At 51.4% G+C, this 21,731-nt stretch carries 23 protein-coding genes; 11 read left to right on the top strand and 12 right to left on the bottom strand.

Annotation, left to right across the window (positions count from 1 at the left end; all coding sequences use genetic code 11):
* Position 1: 1 nt before the first annotated feature.
* Positions 2 to 874 (bottom strand): DMT family transporter, encoded by an 873-nt coding sequence (locus tag AC2D8L_RS08565; protein ID WP_484685024.1) that lies wholly within the window; start codon positions 872 to 874, stop codon positions 2 to 4.
* A gap of 49 nt (positions 875 to 923) precedes the next feature.
* Between AC2D8L_RS08565 and AC2D8L_RS08560 the strand changes: the two genes are divergently transcribed.
* A complete protein-coding gene (locus AC2D8L_RS08560) occupies positions 924 to 1,487 on the top strand; it encodes an Lrp/AsnC family transcriptional regulator (protein ID WP_484685023.1) in 564 nt (187 codons plus the stop codon).
* Positions 1,488 to 1,954: 467 nt separating this feature from the next.
* Here AC2D8L_RS08560 and mutL read toward each other — a convergent pair whose 3' ends face one another.
* Entirely contained in the window at positions 1,955 to 3,814 is a 1,860-nt protein-coding gene (gene mutL, locus AC2D8L_RS08555; protein WP_484685022.1) for a DNA mismatch repair endonuclease MutL, read from the bottom strand.
* A 100-nt stretch (positions 3,815 to 3,914) separates the two neighbouring features.
* Here mutL and AC2D8L_RS08550 point away from each other — a divergent pair, with 100 nt between their 5' ends.
* Complete coding sequence (locus AC2D8L_RS08550; RefSeq protein WP_484685021.1) at positions 3,915 to 4,394, top strand: nucleoside deaminase; 480 nt, start codon at positions 3,915 to 3,917, stop codon at positions 4,392 to 4,394.
* Here the strand turns inward: AC2D8L_RS08550 and AC2D8L_RS08545 are convergent.
* Entirely contained in the window at positions 4,357 to 5,229 is an 873-nt protein-coding gene (locus AC2D8L_RS08545; RefSeq protein ID WP_484685020.1) for a patatin-like phospholipase family protein, read from the bottom strand. The two genes, AC2D8L_RS08550 and AC2D8L_RS08545, sit on opposite strands and share 38 nt — an antisense overlap.
* A 152-nt stretch (positions 5,230 to 5,381) precedes the next feature.
* On the opposite strand from AC2D8L_RS08545, the gene AC2D8L_RS08540 reads away from it, so the two are divergent.
* The gene (locus tag AC2D8L_RS08540) at positions 5,382 to 6,284 is read left to right on the top strand and encodes an aminoglycoside phosphotransferase family protein (RefSeq protein WP_484685019.1); all 903 of its coding nucleotides are present in this window, start codon (positions 5,382 to 5,384) and stop codon (positions 6,282 to 6,284) included.
* On the opposite strand, the gene purD is transcribed toward AC2D8L_RS08540, so the two are convergent.
* Positions 6,281 to 7,549: a phosphoribosylamine--glycine ligase gene (gene purD / locus AC2D8L_RS08535; protein ID WP_484685018.1), complete on the bottom strand. Its 1,269-nt coding sequence runs from the start codon at positions 7,547 to 7,549 to the stop codon at positions 6,281 to 6,283. The two genes, AC2D8L_RS08540 and purD, sit on opposite strands and share 4 nt — an antisense overlap.
* A 105-nt stretch (positions 7,550 to 7,654) precedes the next feature.
* On the opposite strand from purD, the gene xseA reads away from it, so the two are divergent.
* From xseA to AC2D8L_RS08520, 3 genes are all read left to right on the top strand, one after another.
* On the top strand, positions 7,655 to 9,148 hold the full coding sequence (gene xseA, locus AC2D8L_RS08530; protein ID WP_484685017.1) for an exodeoxyribonuclease VII large subunit: 1,494 nt from the start codon (positions 7,655 to 7,657) through the stop codon (positions 9,146 to 9,148).
* Positions 9,149 to 9,215: 67 nt separating this feature from the next.
* Positions 9,216 to 9,428, top strand: a complete 213-nt coding sequence (locus tag AC2D8L_RS08525; protein WP_484685016.1) for a DUF2093 domain-containing protein — start codon at positions 9,216 to 9,218, stop codon at positions 9,426 to 9,428.
* A 14-nt stretch (positions 9,429 to 9,442) separates the two neighbouring features.
* Positions 9,443 to 10,570 carry a hypothetical protein gene (locus AC2D8L_RS08520; RefSeq protein ID WP_484685015.1) on the top strand — a complete coding sequence of 376 codons (1,128 nt, stop codon included), beginning with the start codon at positions 9,443 to 9,445 and terminating at the stop codon, positions 10,568 to 10,570.
* Between the two features lie 9 nt (positions 10,571 to 10,579).
* Here AC2D8L_RS08520 and AC2D8L_RS08515 read toward each other — a convergent pair whose 3' ends face one another.
* Genes AC2D8L_RS08515 through AC2D8L_RS08505 form a run of 3 tightly spaced genes read right to left on the bottom strand, consistent with a single transcriptional unit; the run spans position 10,580 to position 12,376 of the window.
* Positions 10,580 to 11,296, bottom strand: coding sequence for a lysophospholipid acyltransferase family protein (locus AC2D8L_RS08515; RefSeq protein ID WP_484685014.1), 717 nt, complete (start codon positions 11,294 to 11,296; stop codon positions 10,580 to 10,582).
* A 7-nt stretch (positions 11,297 to 11,303) separates the two neighbouring features.
* Complete coding sequence (locus tag AC2D8L_RS08510; RefSeq protein ID WP_484685013.1) at positions 11,304 to 11,534, bottom strand: DUF4170 domain-containing protein; 231 nt, start codon at positions 11,532 to 11,534, stop codon at positions 11,304 to 11,306.
* A gap of 23 nt (positions 11,535 to 11,557) precedes the next feature.
* Positions 11,558 to 12,376 (bottom strand): 3'(2'),5'-bisphosphate nucleotidase CysQ, encoded by an 819-nt coding sequence (locus AC2D8L_RS08505; RefSeq protein ID WP_484685012.1) that lies wholly within the window; start codon positions 12,374 to 12,376, stop codon positions 11,558 to 11,560.
* A gap of 251 nt (positions 12,377 to 12,627) precedes the next feature.
* Here AC2D8L_RS08505 and AC2D8L_RS08500 point away from each other — a divergent pair, with 251 nt between their 5' ends.
* Entirely contained in the window at positions 12,628 to 13,137 is a 510-nt protein-coding gene (locus AC2D8L_RS08500) for a DUF6101 family protein (RefSeq protein WP_484685011.1), read from the top strand.
* A 57-nt stretch (positions 13,138 to 13,194) separates the two neighbouring features.
* Here AC2D8L_RS08500 and ubiA read toward each other — a convergent pair whose 3' ends face one another.
* Positions 13,195 to 14,124 carry a 4-hydroxybenzoate octaprenyltransferase gene (ubiA, locus tag AC2D8L_RS08495; protein ID WP_484685010.1) on the bottom strand — a complete coding sequence of 310 codons (930 nt, stop codon included), beginning with the start codon at positions 14,122 to 14,124 and terminating at the stop codon, positions 13,195 to 13,197.
* Positions 14,125 to 14,220: 96 nt separating this feature from the next.
* On the opposite strand from ubiA, the gene AC2D8L_RS08490 reads away from it, so the two are divergent.
* Both AC2D8L_RS08490 and AC2D8L_RS08485 read left to right on the top strand, forming a co-directional pair.
* The gene (locus AC2D8L_RS08490) at positions 14,221 to 14,973 is read left to right on the top strand and encodes a 16S rRNA (uracil(1498)-N(3))-methyltransferase (RefSeq protein WP_484685009.1); all 753 of its coding nucleotides are present in this window, start codon (positions 14,221 to 14,223) and stop codon (positions 14,971 to 14,973) included.
* A 92-nt stretch (positions 14,974 to 15,065) separates the two neighbouring features.
* On the top strand, positions 15,066 to 16,433 hold the full coding sequence (locus AC2D8L_RS08485; protein WP_484685008.1) for a glutamate--cysteine ligase: 1,368 nt from the start codon (positions 15,066 to 15,068) through the stop codon (positions 16,431 to 16,433).
* On the opposite strand, the gene AC2D8L_RS08480 is transcribed toward AC2D8L_RS08485, so the two are convergent.
* Positions 16,430 to 17,320 carry a LysR family transcriptional regulator gene (locus AC2D8L_RS08480; RefSeq protein WP_484685007.1) on the bottom strand — a complete coding sequence of 297 codons (891 nt, stop codon included), beginning with the start codon at positions 17,318 to 17,320 and terminating at the stop codon, positions 16,430 to 16,432. The two genes, AC2D8L_RS08485 and AC2D8L_RS08480, sit on opposite strands and share 4 nt — an antisense overlap.
* Before the next feature lie 59 nt (positions 17,321 to 17,379).
* Between AC2D8L_RS08480 and AC2D8L_RS08475 the strand changes: the two genes are divergently transcribed.
* Positions 17,380 to 18,099 (top strand): DUF4386 domain-containing protein, encoded by a 720-nt coding sequence (locus AC2D8L_RS08475; RefSeq protein WP_484685006.1) that lies wholly within the window; start codon positions 17,380 to 17,382, stop codon positions 18,097 to 18,099.
* A gap of 59 nt (positions 18,100 to 18,158) precedes the next feature.
* On the opposite strand, the gene AC2D8L_RS08470 is transcribed toward AC2D8L_RS08475, so the two are convergent.
* Entirely contained in the window at positions 18,159 to 19,034 is an 876-nt protein-coding gene (locus tag AC2D8L_RS08470) for a LysR family transcriptional regulator (protein ID WP_484685005.1), read from the bottom strand.
* Positions 19,035 to 19,179: 145 nt separating this feature from the next.
* Here AC2D8L_RS08470 and AC2D8L_RS08465 point away from each other — a divergent pair, with 145 nt between their 5' ends.
* Positions 19,180 to 19,449: a YjiS-like domain-containing protein gene (locus tag AC2D8L_RS08465; protein ID WP_484685004.1), complete on the top strand. Its 270-nt coding sequence runs from the start codon at positions 19,180 to 19,182 to the stop codon at positions 19,447 to 19,449.
* Positions 19,450 to 19,549: 100 nt separating this feature from the next.
* On the opposite strand, the gene AC2D8L_RS08460 is transcribed toward AC2D8L_RS08465, so the two are convergent.
* Both AC2D8L_RS08460 and AC2D8L_RS08455 read right to left on the bottom strand, forming a co-directional pair.
* On the bottom strand, positions 19,550 to 20,929 hold the full coding sequence (locus tag AC2D8L_RS08460; RefSeq protein WP_484685003.1) for an MATE family efflux transporter: 1,380 nt from the start codon (positions 20,927 to 20,929) through the stop codon (positions 19,550 to 19,552).
* A gap of 118 nt (positions 20,930 to 21,047) precedes the next feature.
* Positions 21,048 to 21,548, bottom strand: coding sequence for an invasion associated locus B family protein (locus AC2D8L_RS08455; RefSeq protein ID WP_484685002.1), 501 nt, complete (start codon positions 21,546 to 21,548; stop codon positions 21,048 to 21,050).
* Positions 21,549 to 21,731 lie beyond the last annotated feature (183 nt).

Raw genomic sequence — 21,731 nt, 5'->3', positions numbered from 1 at the left:
CTTAGCTCTTTGGCCGGTTGGCTACGAACACCCCTGCAGCTGTTAGAACCACCCCGAACATCACCAAGTTGGTCGGCACTTCACCAATGATCAACCAGCCACCCAATGTGGCCAACGCAGGCACCAATGCGCCTACGGAAGCGGCTTGCGCCGCGCCGATCTGGTTGATGGCATAGCCATAAATCCACATGCCGACGAGACCTGCCAATAGGCCTTGGAAAACCACTTGGATCAGCAAAAATTCAAAAGGTGTTTGCCAAAAACCGTCGCCATGGAACACTAGCCAAATGCCAACAATCGCCAGTGCAGACCAGAAGCTGATGATGGCGGCTGCATGCAGGGGCGATAGGCCGCTTTTCCGGAAAGCAACGGAATAAATCCCCCAAAGAAATGCCGCGAACAGTAAGATGAGATCTCCGCCAATCGTGCTTTGCCCCATGGTCGCAACCGCGTCCCAGCCGATGAATATAATGCCACCAAAAATCAGGATAAATCCAAACATCATGGCAGCCGTTATGCGCGACCCTAAGAACAGCAATGCCAATAGGGCAACAAAGATCGGCATGGAGCCGGGGATCAAAACAGCGATATGAGAGACGGGCACGAAACTCGCGCCGAGCATGACAAAAAGCCCGAACGGCAATCCGCCACCTACAACCATCGCGCCAATCAGGATTGGATTAGTGTTGCGCGGGAAAATTCCTTCACGAAAAAGAACAGGGAGCAACACCATGGCTGGGAGTAAATAGCGGATGAGGGCCAAATCAAGTGCATCCACACTGGTGGTGACGCCAAACCGCGTGGCAACTTGCCAACCCGCGCCAATAAAAGCGGCACTCAGCGCCGCCAAAAAACCAAATAGTCTATTATTCATCTCAATGCTCCACTTAACATGGAAGCATTATTCCACTAATTGTGACGGCATGTCCTTGCGTTTTGAATTGCGGTACGGCAAGTTATTGGCAGAATATTGCGAGGAAGCTATGCCTTATATCGATCTTGATGCCATCGATCTGAACATCCTAAATGCGTTGCAGGATGATGGTCGGTTGAGCAATGCGGAACTGGCAGACCGGGTCGGACTGTCTCAATCTCCCTGCTTGCGCCGTGTCCGGCGGCTTGAGGCGGACGGGTTTATCAAATCCTATCGGGCGGTGATCGAACGCCAATCGGTTGGTCTTTCGTTGACGGTGTTCGCTGAGTTTACACTGAGCACCGCAACGCAAGAAGCGGCGGAAGAATTTGAAACCCAATTGTTACAGTTAGGCGAAGTGATCACTTGCCACATTTTATCCGGCGCCAGCGATTGCCTCGCAGAAATTGTGGTGCCAAATGTTGACGCCTATGAGCAATTGCTGCGCCAAAAGCTACGCCGTTTGCCCCATGTGCGCGACATCAGGTCAAACATTGCGCTTAAGCGGCTAAAGTCCGAAACGCCGATGCCGCTGACTCACCTTAAGCGTCCGCTGGATAAGCCTGATTGTTAGGTCGATTGCAGCACTGCACCCTTCAAATTCACTTTGAAGTTTATTGTCCGGCCCTCATGGTGAGCCCGTCGCACCATGGACATTTTGCCCTATGGTTTCATCCTTCGACAGGCTCAGGATGAAAGTTGGGGTTAGGGTAGGGTTGAATATCGTGTCCTCTGCTCTCCCCCCACCCTTAATCCCTCCCCACGAGGGGGGGGAGACTATTCTCGGGTTATCCGTTGGGCTGTGAGGGAGCAAAATGTTCGGCGTCCATCTAGTTATTGTGGGGCACCAACCGGCGGGGGTCCGGGGAAAGCCCGCAAGGGCTGACGGCGGCGAAGAAAAGCAGCGGGGGTGTCGGGCCAGCCTGCGCGGCGTGAGCGCCAAAAAAAAATGCTGAGCGCAGCGGCCAACGGCGGCGGGAAAAAAAGCGGCGGGGGTGCCAGGGTCGGGAGCGCAGCGACCAACGGCGGCGGGAAAAAGGGTTACCGCCGCCCAAACAGTTTCTCGATATCCACCTTGCTCAACTCCACATAAGTTGGTCGGCCATGAATACACTGGCCCGAATGAGGTGTCGCCTCCATTTCGCGCAGGAGCTTGTTCATTTCCTCGGCCCGCAGGCGACGGCCTGACCGAATGGACCCGTGGCAGGCCATGCGCGCGGCGATTTCTTCCAGCCGTTCCATGACGACGGAGATATTATCCCACTCGGCCAATTGGTCGGCCACATCATGAACCAATTTATGTACATCTGAATTGCCCAGCAGGGCGGGTGTCTCATAAATAGCGATGGCGGCAGGGCCGAACCGTTCTAGCCCAAGGCCCACATTTGAAAGCGCTTCCGCTGCATCTTCGAGGCGGGTGCAGTCCTCTTCGGGCAGGTCAATGACAACCGGGATCAGGTGTTTTTGCGCGGGGACGGGGCCGTCATTCAATTCAGCTTTGAACCGCTCATAAACCAGCCGCTCATGGGCGGCATGCTGGTCAACAACAATCAAGCTGTCTTCTGATTGAGCGACGATGTAATTCTCAAACAATTGAGCGCGGGCGACCCCAAGTGGGTGTTCACCTGTTTCCATATCTTGGCTGGCGGCGATGTCAGCTTGCTGTAAGTCTTCCATTCGAGCGCTGGGCACATTTAGCCCATCCATGCGCGGCATTTGCGGCGGCATAGCGGAGGGGCGATAGCCGTAATCTCCTTGATATTGCATGGTACGTTCAACTTGCGGGTCAATAGAAGGTTGGCCATTTTCGGACATGCCAAAAGGAGCGGGGCCTTGAGTAGGAGCTTGACCAGCAACGCCGGGTTGGAACGCCGCCAATGTCGCATCCGACACGGTTTTGGACGCTCGAAAACCTGCTTCATCCAACGCATTCATCAATCCGCGAATAACCGCTGCCCGCACATGCCCGGGATCGCGAAACCGCACTTCAGACTTTGCCGGGTGCACATTCACGTCTAAATCGGCAGAAGGCATGTCGATGAAAATTGCGACAACTGGAAATCGATCCCGATGCAAAAAGTCCGAATAAGCACCGCGGACGCCGCCGAGCAAAACTTTATCCCGCACCGGGCGGCCATTGACGAAGTAGAATTGAGAAAGCGAATTGGCTTTGGTGTAGGTCGGCAATGCCGCCATACCGCTGACATGAACCGGACCGCGTTGATAATCAATTGGCACTGCATTTTGCGCAAAATCATTGCCCATGATCTGGCCAAGGCGGTTTTTCGCGGCGCTGTCGCCAGATTGCGCTGGCCAATTGGTGGTTTGTCTGTCCGAACCCTGCAACACAAATTGCACGTGGGGCTCGGACATGGCCAATCGGCGCATCACGTCGGTGATGGCATTCGCTTCAGCCCGGTCAGACTTTAAGAATTTTAGACGGGCTGGCACATTCTTAAACAGCGATTTCACTTCAACCATCGTGCCGTGGGGCATTGGGTTGGGCGAAATGACGATTTTTGGTCCATCAAAACTTAGCCTCAAACCAAGTTCTGCTTCTTTGGAACGTGTGGAAATGTTCAATTCAGATACGGCGCTGATCGAGGCTAAGGCTTCGCCGCGAAACCCGAGTGTGCGGATGTCGTCTAGTTCATCATCCTGCAGTTTTGAGGTGGCGTGGCGCTCCACACTCAGGCGTAAGTCAGCTTCTTCCATGCCGTGGCCATTATCCTCAATACGGATGAGGGATTTGCCGCCCGCGCTGGTGGTCACGCTAATGCGGGTAGCGCCCGCATCAAGGGCGTTTTCCACCAATTCTTTGACGATGCTGGCCGGGCGCTCGATAACTTCGCCAGCTGCAATTTTGTTCACCAAATCGTCGGGCAATTGCCGAATGCGCATGTGCTGATTCTCCTATTGGGAACAGCCTAACGCTGATTTTGATGCTTTGCATCTGTCCCCATCTTATGGCAATGCTTTTGTGCACAAGCAAAATGGCCCCATGACCAAAAACGAAATCAAAACCAGCAACCAAACGCCCAAAAAAACGCCCATGCAAATCGCGCTGGAGCTCGCACAGGACGCGGCCAGCAACGGCGAAGTGCCCGTGGGCGCAGTGGTGGTGCATAATGGTGAGGTGATCGCCAAAGTCGCGAACCAAATGAAGGCGCTAGCTGACCCCACGGCACATGCGGAAATGTTGGCGATTAAGCAAGCGCTGAAAATTGTTGGCACTGGGCGGCTAGCCGAATGCGACCTCTATGTAACCCTTGAGCCATGCACCATGTGTGCTGGGGCAATCGCCCATGCGAAATTGCGCCGGGTCTATTATGGTGCGGATGACCCCAAAGGCGGGGCCGTGGATAATGGGGTACGGTTTTTCGCCCAAGATACATGTCACCATGCGCCCGAGGTCATATCGGGCCTAGGGGAGGTTCAAAGCGCTAAACTGCTGCGAGCGTTCTTTGCTGCCCGGCGATGAAGGCTTCGACTTTTGCTTCTAGTTGGTACTTGAAACGATCTTTTATCGCGTCACCTGCCGCTAAAATTTCACGAACCCGCCAAAACTCATAAGCACCAATCGCGCCGACATTTGGCTTAATGTAAATGTCTGGCGGGTAAGCACCGATCATCTGTGCGGTGATTGCATGCATCATGATTTGCGCCGCGCCCATGCCGATATCAATAGTGGATGGCGTTGCCTCAGGGTCATTTAACATTGGATCGCCGTTCACGTCGACGCCAATCAAAATGTCCATGCCTTGGCTTGCACAATCTAGCGGCAGCGGGTTGACCACGCCGCCATCAACCAGCAAGCGCCCCACATGCGTCACCGGTTTGAAGAGGCTCGGAATGGCAATGGAGCCAGCCAAAGCTTTGTCCAGCCGTCCTTTGTGGAACACTGCTGGATGCCAAGAACGGTAATCTGTTGCGACAACTTTTAGCGGAATTTTCAGCTCGCGAAACCGATGCGGAAATGGCTGTGGGGAAAATGAGGCAAGAACCCGCAATGCGTCAAACTGCATCGAGATGCCGTTTTGGAACATCTCTCGAATGTCATAGACTTGGGTTTTCCAAAGCCTAGAGCTTAAGGCCCGCATGGTGCCCAATACTTCAAATGCATGTTCGCGAATTTCGCTTCCCGTCATGCCGGAAGCCCAACCTGCGCCAATATACGCGCCAATAGATGTGCCTGCGATCAGACTTGGTTGTAAACCCAGTTCATCCATCGCCTCAATTACCGAGATGTGGGATAAACCGCGTGCTGCGCCACCACCTAGTGCGACGCCAATGCGAGGACCATACTCGGTCATCATAATCGTCACCCAATACTACTACTCAACTCAGTTCAGCATATCATCGCATGGTTAATAATTCTGCGCCACTGTTGCTCAGTTGAAACACTCAATGTGCTAAGTGTGCGACCATACTCTGCAAAAAACAATCCTACTTGAGTACACATTTCCATATGAATGAACACATCCCTGTGAAATTTGACGTGAACGTTGCGCGCGCAAAAGCGCTTGTGGCAGACCAATTCCCAAGCTGGTCTGACCTGCCAATTACCCACCTTGAAACAGGAGGCACAGATAACGCTTTGTTTCGGCTGGGAACGGACAAAGTTTTGCGGTTTCCTCTTTCTTCCCTGTGCGGGCAAGCGTTGGAAAAAGAGATCGACATTGTCCCAAAATTTGCACAGCTAAATTGTGCAGTGCCAAGCGTCGCGGGCGTCGGCAAACCAAGTGCAAGCTTTGATGCGACATGGGCTATTTACGATTGGATTGAAGGCAAAGATTGTAGTGCCAGCACCGCCAAGGAATTGACTGCCATCGCAGTTGATTTGGCCACCACCATCAAACAAATGCGACAGATTGCGCCGGAACAAAGATATTTGAGCGGCAAGCAAAATCATGATCGCGGCATACCGTTGGTAGAACTGGATCATGTTGTTCAGCATGCAGTAAATGTTGTTTCGGACGAATTTGAACGCGAACGTGTGTTGCAGCTGTGGCAGCACTCATTGGATGCGCCGAAATTCGAAGGCAATCCGGTTTGGCTGCACGGAGATTTACATGCAGGCAATCTGCTAGTTGAGGAAACGGGCAAGTTTTCTGGCGTGATCGATTTTGGCCTTGCCGGATGTGGCGACCCTTCAGTTGATCTGCTGCCTGCATGGTGGTTGTTCAATGCTGACGGGCGCGATCGCTTCCAATCTGCAATGCTAGTTGATGAGTCCGAGTGGGCACGAGGGCGTGGCTGGGCGTTATCAGTCGCCCTTAATGCTTATCAATATTATCGCGGGTCAGACAAAGTGCAGCTCACACAAATGTCTCGGCGGGCGATTGTCCGACTGATTGAAGAAGCGGCTTAACCCCGCTCAATCGCCCGCCATGCGATGTCTTTGCGGCAAAAACCTTCGGGCCAATCAATCTTATCAATTGCAGCATAGGCACGGTCGCGGGCTTCTTGAACGGTGGTGCCTTTAGCGGTGACGTTGAGAACACGGCCTCCAACGGCCAATAGTTTGTCGTCTTCGAGTTTGGTGCCAGCGTGGAACACTTTGACGTTTTCATCGTCGATTGTGTTCAGGCCTTTGATCTGTGTGCCTTTGTCGTATGCGCCGGGATAGCCATCGGCGGCCATCACGACCGTTAGGGCAACGCCATCGTCGAATTTTGGTTGTTCTTCGTTCAATGTGCCATCGGCACAAGCTGTGAGAAGTTCAACAATGTCGGACTGCAGCCGCAACATGAGCACCTGACATTCAGGGTCACCAAAGCGCACGTTATATTCTATCAGCTTTGGCCCTTGTGCAGTGATCATCAATCCAGCAAACAAAACGCCCGTGAAAGGCGTACCGCGGGCGGCGAGGCCCTTGATGCTCGGTTCGATAATTTCATTGCGGGTGCGCTCCAGCATCTCGTTCGTCATCACCGGCGCGGGGGAATAGGCACCCATGCCGCCTGTGTTCGGACCCTCATCGCCGTCAAAAGCACGCTTATGGTCTTGGGCCGACGGCAATAAAACAACGCTTTCGCCATCGCTTAATGCGAATACACTTGCCTCTTCACCAATCATGCATTCTTCGATGACAACAGATGCACCAGCATCACCGAAGGTGCCGTCAAAACAATCCCGAACGGCAGCTTCGGCCTGTTCCATTGTTTCTGCAACGGTGACACCTTTGCCTGCAGCCAAGCCATCAGCTTTGATGACAATCGGTGCGCCTTGGGCGTTGAGATATTCAAGGGCCGGCTCAAGCGCATCGAACTTTGCGTATTTCGCCGCCGGAACATTCATTTCATCGCACAATTGATGGGTGAAATATTTGGACCCTTCAAGCTGCGCCGCCGCCTGAGAAGGCCCAAACACTTTCAATCCACATTCACGCAAAATATCAGAAAGACCGTCAACCAATGGCTGTTCTGGGCCTACCACCACGAATTGGACATTCTCTTCTGCACAAAATTCTGCAATTGCGGCATGGTCTTCAATATCGAGTTGAACAATTTGTCCACATTCATTCATGCCCGCATTGCCGGGCGCAATGAATAGGGTGTCAGCGTGCTCAGATTTGGAAATCGCCCATGCCAATGCATGTTCGCGACCGCCAGAACCAATCAATAAAATGTTCATGAAAACTGTCCAGATTTCTCGTGAGTTGCCTGTTGCGCTGCCATATCATGTTGATGGGATCACGTCACCCTTGACGCGCCTAAATTTCCGTTGCACCTGTTGATCATGGATGAACTAAAGAGCAATGCCCACGAATTTACGGTCGCTGAAATTTCCCAATCGTTGAAGAAAACGGTTGAGGATAAATTTGGTCATGTTCGTGTGCGTGGTGAAATTGGCGGCTATCGTGGTCCGCATGCGTCGGGGCATGCCTATTTTGGGCTTAAGGACGATAAAGCCAAACTCGATGCTGTGATTTGGCGTGGCGTTTTTTCCAAATTGGCGATCAAACCCGAAGAGGGTATGGAAGTCATCGCCACCGGCAAGCTGACTACCTTCCCTGGTTCATCAAAATATCAAATCGTGATCTCGCATATTGAACCAGCGGGCGCGGGCGCCTTGATGGCATTGCTGGAACAGCGCCGCAAGCAATTGGCGGCTGAAGGCTTGTTTGATGCTGGGCGTAAAAAAGAGCTGCCCTATTTACCCCAAACCATTGGGGTGATCACCTCGCCAACGGGGGCGGTTATTCGTGATATTTTACACCGGCTGGATGATCGGTTCCCCACACATGTTGTAGTTTGGCCGGTTCGCGTGCAAGGCGATACCTGTGGACCTGAGGTGGCCAACGCAATTGATGGCTTTAACGCGATGACGGCTGATGGGCCGGTAAAGCGGCCTGATCTGTTGATCGTTGCACGCGGAGGCGGTTCGATTGAAGACCTTTGGGGTTTTAACGACGAAATCGTGGTGCGTGCCGCCGCCAATTCAAAAATACCTCTGATTTCTGCCGTTGGCCACGAAACTGACATAACCCTAATCGATTATACGTCGGACAAACGCGCACCGACACCAACTGGTGCAGCGGAAATGGCGGTGCCGGTTAAAGCTGAACTAGTCAATTACGTCGAAGATTTGGGATCGCGTACCCGAAACGCGCAATTGCGCACGCTCTCAAACTTTAAAGACAGGATGCGAGCGGTTGCCGCTGCCATGCCGAAAGCGCAAGAATTGACGGCGACAGCGCGACAACGCCAAGATATGGCGACATTGCGCTTGGGCAACGCGCTCACCCAATTTGTGCAGCAAAAACGCTCGAAACTGGGCGCGCTTGCGCCGCGTGTTTCTGCCAACGCACTTGAACAAAAACATAAAAATCTACATGAGCGATTGAATACGTTGAATGCGCGATTGGATCAGGGGCTGAAGCAACCCACAAGTCGAGCCCGATTGCGCTTAGAGCCGTTGGCGAAAGCGATGACACCAGCTTTCCAACGCCTACTAGATAAACGCGAGGCGGTTTTGCAATCCCAAGCGAAATTGCTGAATAGCTTAAGCTATAAAGGCGTTTTAAGCCGGGGCTACGCTTTGGTGTTGGATGGTGACGGCCAAGTCTCTCGGTCTGCCAAGGCCTTGGAACAAGGCGAGGGCGTGACCCTGCGCTTTAACGACGGTGACGTCGGTGCAACTATTTCTGATGCGCCACCCACGCCTAAACCCAAGAAACCGGCTAAGCCTAAATCATCAAAAAATGATGACGGGCAGGAAAGCTTGTTTTGAATAATGAAAGCTTATTTTGATTTTTGCGTTTGCCTCTCCTATATGAATAGGCAGATAAGAGGACACAATGAACATACTTGAACCCGGATTTGGTCAGCGCGAAGCAAAATTGCGCTATTTGGATGCAGATTTCTCCGTTATTCAGCCCGGTCATTTTGTGACTTGCGCGGTGACAGGCCGAAAAATACCGCTTGAAGATCTCACATATTGGAGTGTTGACAAGCAGGAACCCTATGCCGATGCAACGGCATCAATGAAAGCAATCTCAGGCGGCAAATAACGCCGAATTGGTAAGTGATGCGTATCCTTCTAATTTCCAACGGCTATGGCGAAGACGCCATGGCGGCAGTGCTGGCCAAAGAGCTTGTCAAAACCGCTGAGGTGGAGGCACTGCCAACCGTTGGGCTCGGGAAAGCCTATGATGGCATATGTGAAGTCGTTGGCCCGCGCGGAAAACTGGCAAGTGAAGGGCACCGAAAAATTGGCTCTTTGCTGAAAGATTTTCAGAATGGTCTCGCCGTCACCGCGCTAAAACATGTTAAATTTATGCGCGCTCAACGCGGACGTTGGGACAAAATTATCACCGTGGGCGATATGATCGGCCCATTGATGTCGTTTGCTGGCGGTCAAAAAGTTGATCTGCATATCGATGTCTATAATTCTGGCTTTGCCCGACATTATTCTGCCATTGAAAAACAGACTCTGAAACGTTCGGTGAAAAAGGTGCTGTGCCGAGATGATATTTTGGCGGGTGCATTGCGGGCAATCGATATGGATGCTGGCTTTGCTGGCAATCTGATGATGGATACAGTGCCAGGCCTGAAAATTGACGTGTCGGCCTTAGTTCAAGATAAAACGGCGATCACATTGCTGCCGGGCAGCCGCGAGGGCGCGGGCAAACTGTTTCAACTGCAAATGGATGCCATAAGTCGACTTTCGTCCAAATACCCGCTGACATTGTTTGTGCCAATGGCACCAGGTGTTGAAATCGCCCCGTTGCTCAAGCGCGCAAATTTGAAGCTGGTGGATGATGAGCCGCTTGGAGATGAACATCTTGCCATCGCCATAACTCCAGACGGCACCAAAGTTCACTTTTTCGATAAGGGCATCGGTACTTTGGCGGAAAACTCATTGTTTGTCGTCGGTCAACAGGGGACCGCGATTTTCCAAAGTGCCGGATTGGGCACCCCAGCGATTGCTATCGTATCTGACGATTCGCGGAAAGCTCGAGTACAACGCAATGAGAGATTGCTGGGCGAAAGTCGGATTAGTGTGGAACAAGATGTTGGCATGCTAACGCGCAAGCTGGAAATATTTCTGAGCGATCCGGCAGCAACAAAAGAACGTGGAAAAATCGGTATTGAACGCGTCGGCCCGCCCGGTGCTTTGGACGCCGCGGTGCGGATAATTCTCAACGCCTAAGAACTTGGATCAGTCTTTTTTATCCGCCAACTCAAATGCACGCGCAGTCGTGCGATCGAGCTTCATCGCGAGCTCTTTGGAAAAGGGCTCCAAATCCTTGGCGGTTCGGGGGACATAAATCGGCTCATCAATACAAGCTGTCATGCGCGAGAACGGGTGATTGATCTGCATCTTATCCCAAACTTTATCCAAAACCGTGCGGCGTGAGCTGGACACCGCATAGGGGATAATGGGACGCCCAGAAAATCTTGCCAGTAGCGCGATGCCGTCGCTGACCTGTCTACCGGGCACCGGCGGAATATCGGCGGTGATGCCAATAGACTGCCCACGTTTCATTTCACGCAGCATTTCGCGCATTGCGGCCATGCCGCCTGTGCCTTCATCCTGTTTAAAGCTTGCGCCAGACCCATCAATGCTGGAGCAGCCAAAGCTTTGTGCAGCAGCGGCGACGATTTGCCCGTCTGGGTGACGAGATGTCAGGATGGAGAGTTTTTCAGCAACTGGCACCAATTTCATGCCCAGCATGCCCTGGCCGTGCCAGCAGCAAAAAATGGCGGGCATTAGATCAACTGAAATATCATGTGCATTTGGCGGGTCGTAAACAAATTTCGACGTTGCGGATGTAAACCGCAAATAGCCACCAAGCACGTGCCAACCCAAAAAGCGCCGGAAAGCAGGGCTATTGAAGAAGCCCGTTTTTTCGGGGTGGTCGATTTGATTTGCCATAAACTGTTTACTTTGAACCTGGATCAAGCAGGCGGTGCAAATGCACAACGAAATAGCGCATGTGTGCGTTATCGACGGTCATTTGTGCTTTTTGTTTCCAAACGGCACATGCCGCTTCGTAATTTGGATATACACCGACAATATCGACCTCATCCAAATCGCGGAAGGTCATTTCGTTGATGTCTTCTAGTTCGCCACCAATCACAAGATGAAGCAGCTGTTTGTTTTCTTCGCTCATAAAGTCCCCACATTACTCAAAAGCTATTCGGTTACTGGGCATCCATATATATTGCGCAGCACCTCATGGATGTCGTCTTTTAAACTGTCCTTCGCCATCGCCGCAATAGCGCCGTGACGAATTTCTCGTTTGTTAAATGTCGGCGCGCCGCAACACACATCTTCAAGAACAATACCGCACTCCCCAAGGATGAGATTGGCAGATGCAATATCCCAATCTTGAGCGCCGCGCCTTGATATTGCAATGTCCAACGCGCCAGTTGCGACTTGAACAAGTTTTAGGGCAAGCGAGCGAATGGCTGGGCCGCGTGTATAGGAAATGCCGCGTGCATCCAACTCACGGTGAACGGCGTCGGGTGCGGGCATTATCGGCCCATCGGTGCCAATGCGAGGACATCTAAGCAAGGGTCTGCCATTGAGGTAGGCACCACCATCAAGGATCGCTTCATAAAGCTCATCGCGGATGGGTGCATAAACGACACCGGCAATGGTACGGCCGTCTTCTACAATAGCAATGCAAATGGTCCAGCTATCGTCGCCGTGCAAATAGCCGCGCGTTCCATCAATCGGATCGACGACAAATACGCGCTCGCGTTCCAGCCGATCAAGATCGTCTGCGGTCTCTTCACTTAGCCAGCCATATTCTGGGCGCTCAGCGAGAAGGGTGGCCTTCAAATAACGATCCACCGCATAGTCGGCCTCAGTGACAGGAGATGAATTTTCTTTGGTCCACGTTTTTACATCTTGACGAAAAAAGCCTGTCGCGATGATCCCGGCGCTCACGGCTGCACTGCGGATCAATTCCAAATCTTCTTCAATTTCCAAGACACTTGGTCGCGGCATTCAATGCTCCTAGATAGCAGAACTGGCTCAAACTGCCCGGCAGACTGATATGTGACCTTTATATAAGGTGCAACCATGCCTTTTCGGTTAACCGGCTCTTACACCCGGTCATAACCTGCTAACCCTCTTTGAAACAACGAAAATTTAACCGCTTTTTTTAAGTAGATGGGAAAACCTCGTCTGTAAGTTGGGCCTCAACAAAGAGAAGCGAAATAAAAAACAAGCTCTCGTGTTAACAGGAAGGCACCAACATGCTGCAAGGCACAACAATTAAAGGATCCAACGTGATCCTATTCGCGAAGAACGGTCAGCCAATGCCCGAGCTTCGCCCCGCAAACGACAACGCACCAAAAGAGGATGTGAAAACTGTAACAGTTCGCAAAACTCTTTCTAAAAGCGGCGTCCCAATCAAAATTAAAGTCCCTGTGACTGAGTATATTGGTGTTGCTGTGGCAACGACCATTTCAGAAGAGGGTGTTTTGACCAGTTCAATCGAGTTGGTCCACACTGACAGCGGCTTGAACTACAAAGTTTTCGAAGAAGAGGGTAACCGCGCAGTGGTTGCTGAATGGCAAAATTGGGGCAAAAAGCTTTCATTGCCATTGTTCATTCGCGCTGGAAACGGTGAGATGGTGCCATATACACAGCAAGTTGGCGGTGTATTGCTTGGCAACGAAACTAGCCGTCGCAAATTTGCGCCAGAGGCTAATCGTCGTCCACGTTTCCTCAATAAACGCAAGCTCGGCTTGGTCTCAGGCTAGGGTCTAGACCCTAATCACCTAAATGCACTTTGGGTTGCGATTTTGAAGTCTCCAAACTCAAAATCGGTATTCGATGAATAAACTAAGTGCTAGTGCCAGCCCGACCCAATGATTTGCTTTAAACCGGACGAGGCAGTTTATGCCCTCGTTCGGTTTTAGCGTTACGATCTGCCAAAGCAAAAGTGCAGGCACAACCCATATGGCGTAAAGGAATACCTTTCCGACCCCCGCGCCATCAACCGCAAACCACCACAAAATCAATGCGCCGACATAAAACGCGGCGGTGATTTCGCGTGCATAATTGCCGAATAAGCGTGCGGTAGATTTAACGCCGATCATGGCATCATCTTCGCGATCTTGCAGCGCATAGATTGTGTCGTAACCAATGGTCCACAAAATAGAACCCGCATAGAGCCAAAAAGCAGGGTAGTGCAGTGTGCCGAACATGGCCGCCCATCCCATCAACGCCCCCCAGTTGAACGCAAGACCCAAAAAGAGCTGCGGCCAATAGGTGATCCGCTTCATAAAGGGATAAATCACCACCAGAATGAGCGAGGAAACGCCCAGCAACTTCGTAAAATCGTTGAATTGGAGCAAAACAACCAAGCCAACTAGGCATTGAATGACCAAAAACATGAGGGCTTGTTTGACGCTGACTTGCCCTGCGGGGATCGGTCGCGACCTCGTACGTTCAACCTTGTCGTCAATATCGCGATCAACAATATCATTCAACGTGCAGCCCGCGCCACGCATGGCGGCTGCACCAACAAAAAACAGAAACAGATAGTAGAAAGAAAACCCGGTTTGTGGGCGGGCGACAGCGGCCAAACCGAGAGCAAAAGCACAAGGCCAAAACAATAACCAAATGCCAATTGGACGATCAACACGCGCAAGGCGCAAGTAAGGACGAGCTATGGCGGGGGCGTAAAGATCGACCCAATTTTTGGCGCTGGCGTCAGCTACACGTTCAGTTTTTGGTTCACTCATGGTCACAATTTCTGTATCAGCGTCTAACAACGCTAATAGGTGTTCATCAATTTTTAAGCAAGTAAAGACCCCAAATCGGAACCTAAGCCAGTCCCAATGCCACGCCATCACAAAAATCTAAGCCGACTATTTATCGAAACTGATCTCTCCCCCGATGGACAGATCAAGTTGGATAGGTCGCAAACCAACTATTTGCTCAATGTGATGCGCAAAAAGGAAGGGGATCACCTGATTCTCTTTAACGGGCGGGACGGCGCTTTCTTAGTGCAGATTGCAGATCCGCATCGCAAGGGCGCATTGCTGTCCATATTGGTACGGGTCGCGGAACAGACCCCAGTTTCAGACTTATGGTACATGTTTGCGCCCTTAAAAGCCGGGCGCCTTGACTATATGATGCAAAAGGCCACCGAAATGGGCGTTGGGCATTTGCAACCCGTTTTAACCCAACATACCCAGATGGTTGGTCGGTTAAAGCTCGATAAAATGCGTGCAAATATTGTCGAAGCCGCAGAACAGTGCGAAATTTTGAATGTGCCAGAGGTCCACGAAGCCATTGCGCTAGATCAATTGCTTGATCAATGGGATCGGCTACACTCAGATCGTAAATTGGTTTTTGCGGACGAAGCAGCGCCAGCGGGCAGCGCTTCTGATCGGCTTTTGCAACATAGGGATGCACCTATTGCTGTGCTTATTGGGCCCGAGGGTGGATTTTCGGACGCAGAGCGCCAACTTTTGTTGGCCAAACCATTTTGTGTCCCCATCAGTTTGGGCCCAAGAATCCTTCGCGCGGACACCGCTGCCGTGGTCGCGTTGACCTTAGTTCAGTCAAATATCGGTGATTTACGATAAAAGGATTGAAACAATTTTTTTCAGCGTTATTGTCGAGCGCAAATTTGATGCAAAATTCGGGTTAAAACCCGATACGAACAAACGGACCTTCTATGTCAGCCCCAGCCGCCAGCCCACAGATCGAAACAAAAAACGATTTGATTGAAGCCTTATCGAAGGGTGTTAGACCAAAAGACCAGTGGCGCATCGGCACCGAGCACGAGAAGTTTGTCTTTTGCAAAAAGGAAAAATCGCCAACCCCATATGAGGGCAAAGCTGGCATCAAGGCTATTCTGGAAGCGGTGCAGGAAAAAACCAAATGGACGCCCTTAATGGATAAGGGCAACATTATTGGCCTTAAAGATCCCAAAATGGGCGCTTCAATTTCATTGGAGCCGGGCGGGCAGTTGGAATTGTCTGGCGCACCGCTGGAAACGATCCACGAAACATGCGCTGAAACGGGCAACCACCTCAAATTGTTGCGCTCCATCACGGACGAGATGGGATTAGAGTTTTTGGGCCTTGGCGTCGCGCCAACATGGGGTTTGGATGAAATGCCCACCATGCCAAAGTCCCGCTATGGCATAATGAAACCCTATATGGAAAAGGTTGGCACGCTGGGCACATCAATGATGTTCCGCTCCTGTACGGTACAAGTGAACTTGGATTTCGCGTCTGAAGCCGACATGGTGCAAAAATTGCGCACAAGCGTCGCGCTCCAGCCAATTACAACGGCGATTTTCGCAAACTCACCATTTATAGATGGCAAGCCGTCGGGCTATTTGTCGTACCGCAGCCATATCTGGCAGAACACCGACAATGACCGCACCGGCATGCTGCCCTTCACATTTGAAGATGGCATGGGATTTGAGCGCTATGCGGATTACGCGCTGGACGTGCCGATGTATTTCATCATCCGAAACGGCGAATATATCAATTGCGCTGGCGAAAGCTTCCGGGCGTTTCTTGAGGGAAAACTGCCCCAATTGCCGGGTGAATTGCCGACAATGGCAGATTGGGAAGATCACCTTTCAACAATTTTCCCTGAAGTTCGCTTGAAAAGTTTCCTCGAAATGCGCGGTGCGGATAGCGGCCCATGGGAAGGTATTTGCGCCATGCCAGCGCTTTGGGTTGGCGTGCTTTATGATCAAACCGCACTCGACGCAGCTTGGGATTTGGTGAAAGGTTGGACCGCGGAACAGCGCGATCAGTTGCGTGTGGACGTCGCCAAATCTGCTTTCCAAGCCGAAATCGCGGGCCGGAAAGTCGGAGACATCGCGCGCGATATGTTGGAAATTTCTCGCGCTGGTTTGGCAGCTCGTGCACGCAAAAACTGGGAAGATTTCGACGAAAGTGTTTTCTTGCATCCTGTTGAGCGTGCGCTGAAAACTGAAAAAAGCCCGGCAGAAAATATGCTCGACGCCTATCACGGCATGTGGGGCGGCGACATCGAGAAGATCTTTACCGAGCGCTTGTTCTAAGTTTTCGCGAGTTCTTCAGCCAAAAAATCAAACACCCGCCTTATGCGGCGACTTGTTTTGAGTTCTCGGTGGGCCACCAGCCACATGGGAAATGTGATGGATTTGAAATCGGGCAGGGCGCGTTGAACCAGCGGTTCTTTGTCGCCAATCGCGGCGTCAAGAACGCCAATGCCGACCCCCTGTTTCACCAATTCCCACATCACCAAATAACTTTGTGTCATCACCGGAAAATTGTCTTGCGTGAGAGACATGCCATTGGCGTTTAAACCTTGCATGACGACATTTACTTTGTCTAAGCTGATGAAACTTGCCTTGTTAAGTTCATCAAGCGTTTGCGGATTTCCTACCTTTTCCAAATAGGCGGGTGTCGCATAGAGCTGGGTATGCATGTCCTTGATTTTCTTGGCATAAAGGTCCGGCTCTGCCGGGCGGAAGTGTCGAATTGCAATGTCCGCCTCGCGGCGTGCCAGATCACTTGCATTGTTTGAAACGACGATTTCAACTTCGATACCTGGCTCTTGAGCGCGCAATTTTGCAACGATTGGTGGCAGCATGACCGCTGCAATTGTTTCACTTGCCGCGATTGAAACATCACCTTCAATCGCTTGAGATTGGCCGTGCGCCGACAGGGAAAACTGCATCGCCGCAGCGCCCATTGCGCGCGCATGTTCCAACAGTTCCACGCCGCTCGGGGTCAAAACAATGCCACGTCCATCGCGCTCAAAAAGCGTCAATCCAAGCTCAGCTTCCAATGCCTCAACTTGGCGGCCAAGGGTTGGTTGCGCCAACCCAAGGGCCCGTGCGGCTGCGGAAAGAGAGCCTTCTTCCGCGGCGACCAAAAATGCCCGCGTGCGGTTCCAATCAAATGTCGTTGCGCACCAATCCATGCATATATGCATATCAGATCAAGAGCATTGGTCAATTTATAATATGTGAAATTAGGCGTATGAAGCCGTTTAAACATGCTTTGAAAGGCATCAACATGACACAAGCGATTGCACAAACGCGAAATCTCACCGCCGCCCGGTTTTACGGCGGGTTCTTCATTCTTACCTTTTTGGCCTATGGCATAGGCACCGCAATTATTGATGGTACGCTAACTGGTGCGAACCCGTTGGCTGAAGTTGCGGCCAGTGCGACCCTATATATGTCCAGTGTTGGGTTGCTGACGATCGTCCACACGATTGCGAACATGCTGCTCGCCACAATTATGTTTTGCATCATCGCGCCATATGCTCGCTTTCTTTCCGTGGGTTATTTGAGCGGCGCAGCAATCGCCACAACATCACTGTTGTTTGGCGGCGTGTTTTTAGGTCTGGTTGTGCCCCTGAGCGGCGTTGCAGATGTTGACCCAGAACAAGCGGCCTTGTGGGTTTTACTTTTGTCTAAAGCGAACTTTTACGCCTATCAGGTCGGCATGACCCTTTGGGGAATAGCGGGCATTGTGATGTGTATCGTGCTTTTCCGCACCCGCTTGGTGCCGCGCCTTTTCTCAATCTGGGGCATCATCGGATATGTGATCTTCATCATAGGAACCGTGTCAGAATTATATGGCAGCGGCATTGGCGTGATGTTGTCGGCACCCGGCGGACTGTTTGAAATCGGCATGAGCATTTGGTTGATCATCAAAGGGTTTGATTATCAACATGTCGGCGAACCCAAATAAGACGCACCCCAACGGAAGGCGGTCTTTCGCAAGGGCCCCTTCCGTTCCGGGCCACAGGTCTAGGCGGCAGAATTTTCCAACACGGTTTCTAGGCTGGACTTAATATGTTCAGCCAACGCGTTGTAAATGCCGCCGTAAGCGTTGCTGGCCCGCAACATGGCAATATCGGCCTTTGGCAGGTCAGGCATGCCGTCGCTTCTGCCCAATATCCGCATTTCCGGGGTGATGGAGCTCTCAGTAAGCAAGCCAACGGCGAGCCCCGCATGTACCGCGCTGGTAATCGCGGTCGCGTTTGATGATGTATAGGCAATGCGAAAGTCAATATTCGCGTCGTTCAACGCGTCGTCAGCGGCCATGCGCCAGCAGCAATCTTTATTGCCACAGGCGATGGGCACTGGCGTCATCTCCGCTGCTTTCGATCCTTTGCCCACGACCCAATGCATGGGTTCGGACCGCAATAGTTCGCCAAACTTCTGGTTGGTGCCTTGGGTGAAAATGATCATGTCATATTTACCAGACTTCACCCCATCCAAAAGGTCTTCGGAAGGTTGGCATTTCACATCCACTTGAATTTTGGGGTGGGAATGCTGGAACGACGATAAAAGAATGGGCAAAACCCGCACCGCATAATCGTCTGGAATACCGATATGAATCGTGCCCGATAGGTCTTCTTTCGAAAACAGGTCCACAATATCGGCGTTGATCTGCAGCATACGTCGCGCCCGGTGATAAAGCGTTTCACCCGCGTGGGTAACCGTTACGCGTCGCCCTTCGCGCACGAGCAGGGCAGTGCCAAGCCGTTCTTCAAGTCGTTTAATTTGCATTGAAACGGCAGACTGGGTTTTGAACACCCGCTTGGCGGCTTCGGTGAAGCTGCCACAGTCAGCAATCACCGCAAATGTTTGCAATTGGTCCAAATCTAGAGGGCTTGTCATTGTCGTCACCAAAACCTTCATCACAAATATTGATCGTAACTATAAGTTCTATTTGTTGGACGAATGATACATTTGTCAATATCTTCTTAGATGTATTCTTCCTTTGCCACTAATTTTGGCAATCACGCACAAATGGAGATTTGATATGGCGTATGTGTCTGCACATCGTCGTCAGGGCTTCAGCTTCGGCAATCCCCAGCTGATGTCACTCGCGACACACATTTCACTATTTTGGGTTCGTGTTATGCGGACCTACAATCAGCATAAGACGTATAAAGCTCTGATGAGCTTAGATGCTGATCAACTCAGTGACATTGGGCTAAGCCGAGAAAATGTACGTGAACTCGTGCAGGTTGGTCGAGACCAAGCCGTGTGGCGTCTAAACGGCGCTCGGAAAAAGGCAAGTGGTCTTTAGCCGCTACAATTCATCTAAAACTTCTAACCCCCAAAACTTAGCCGAGCCCACAGAATATCTGTCGGTTCGGCTTTTTTTGGCTAAACCTACGGCGCAAGCCCTAGGTGGCAGGAGCAGCTTCAGCTTTTAGAGCTTGTTCGGCGGTTAGGCGACGGATGAGCGCGAACGCTGCGATTACGGGCGCGATACCAAATAGCACAGCACCTGCCGCAATACCCCAATAAATGCCAGACAGACCTGCCCATTGCGCACCGAAATACACAAATGGCACAACACCAAGTGTCTGACGCGCCCAGTTGAACATTGTGGCATAGAGCGGTTTGCCAAGGTTGTTGAACGCAGCATTTGAAACAAACAACATGCCATTGAACAAGAACGAGCCTGCCATGATAGTGCAGAACAGCCGAATGACCACTTCCATATCACCACTTGCATTGTAAGTGCGCACAACAAAGTCTTGCGCGAAAAACAGCAGGGCCCAAGCAATCAACACATAAACGATATTAAAGATCACCCCGTCGGTCAGCGCCTGGTGAACTCGATCCATCTTAAAGGCACCAAAGTTTTGGCCAATGATTGGACCAACAGCCCCTGAAAGCGAAAAGATCACGCCGAAGGCCAACGGCACAAGACGATCAACCACTGACTGGCCAGCAATCGCAGCGTCACCATAATCAGCAATACCCTGCGCAATCAAAAATGCGCCGACTGGCGCGGCGAGGTTTGTCGCGACGGTTGGCAGTGCTATTTTTAGGATGTTGCGCAGATCTTTGCCAAAACGTTCCAAAGTGGGCAGCGCGACCATATTGTGGACGCCAATTACAAAATAAAGACCCAATGCTGCAAATGTTATCCGCATGATGGAGGAAACCATCGCGGCGCCAACAACATCCCAGCCAAGAACAAAAATGAAAATTGGGTCAAGCACAGCGGTAAGTACACCGCCGATTAGCGGCAAATACATCGAACGTTTTGCGTCGCCTTTAGAACGTAACAGGCCCATGGTCACCATACCAACGGCCAAAAACGGCATGGTTGGCAAAACGATATAGAGATATGTGCGGGCATAATCGAGCGCTTGGCCCTCGGCTTTCAAAAGCCCCATAAACCAATCGGTGAGCAGGAACCCAACAATTGTGACAATACCGCCGAAAATGAATGCTGAAATGAGTGACGTACCCGAATAGGATCGTGCGGCTTCTTCGTCTCCAGCGCCAATCGAGCGGGCAACCATGGCCGACGCCCCAATCATAAAGCCGACAGAAAGACCAATGACGAAGCCGAGCACATAGCTTGCCCGGCCAACGGCAGCGGTTTGTGCAGCATCGTTAAGTTGGCTGATGTAAAACAACGTGATCGCGTCCACAAAGAAAATGGCCATCAACCCAATCGCCGAAGTTGTGGTCATCACGACCACGTGGCGCATGGTTGAACCTTCAGTGAAAACGGCTTTCATGCCATTCGTTGCTGGCTTGGACATATATCAGCTTTCTTTTGAAGGCTGCACACTTGCGCCGCCAGAACAGAATTGGCGCCATAGATGGTCTTTTGTTTCCAAAAGATCAAGTCAACTGTTTGGGTAAAACGCCAAATGAGGGTTAGGGGAGCTTGTCGAACCCATCGCCAAGGCCGAGAAGTGATACGGGAATACCGATACCTTCTTCCGGTGTCTTGAACACAACAAACAATGCAGAGCTACCGGTGCGCAATTGTTCCAGAAGCGCGTCATCCAAAACAACTTCGGCCATGCACCCATTTGGCAAACAGCGAATGAACGGCGCGCGGCCCTTATCTTGACCATCAAGAACCAAACCAAGTTGGTTGGGCAACAAAATGCCCAGTGGTGCGAGAACCCGCAACAGGCGAGCCTGTCCATCTGCCGTTTTCAACACGATTACGCTGAGCGCTACGCCGGGCTGGTCATCAGCGGTCACATTTTGAATGAGGGCACATTGCTCAAAGCTTGCGCCTGGAGGCGTATCACAGGTTAGCTGCCAGTCTCCATGTTGGGCGCGAACAATGCCTTGAGCATTTGCACCAAATGTTGAGACGGCAAGAAGGCCTAAAAAGCTAGCAATTACAGCAATACGAGCGAACAAAGCGATTCCCCAAAAATGTTTCCAACTGGAAAGTGATATGTTTTTGTGCGTTGAGAACAAAATAGTCAATTTCAACATCACACTTCTTAACGCATATTTTTGGACTTTAGATTACGGCATGAGGATGGCCTTAATCGTGATTCTTACAAAAACAACAAAAAACTGTGCATTTTTGTGCAGTTG

Source organism: Maritalea sp. YIW29, assembly GCF_057219265.1.
Note: the sequence above shows the minus strand (reverse complement) of the source record. Positions and strands in the feature narration are given on the sequence as shown.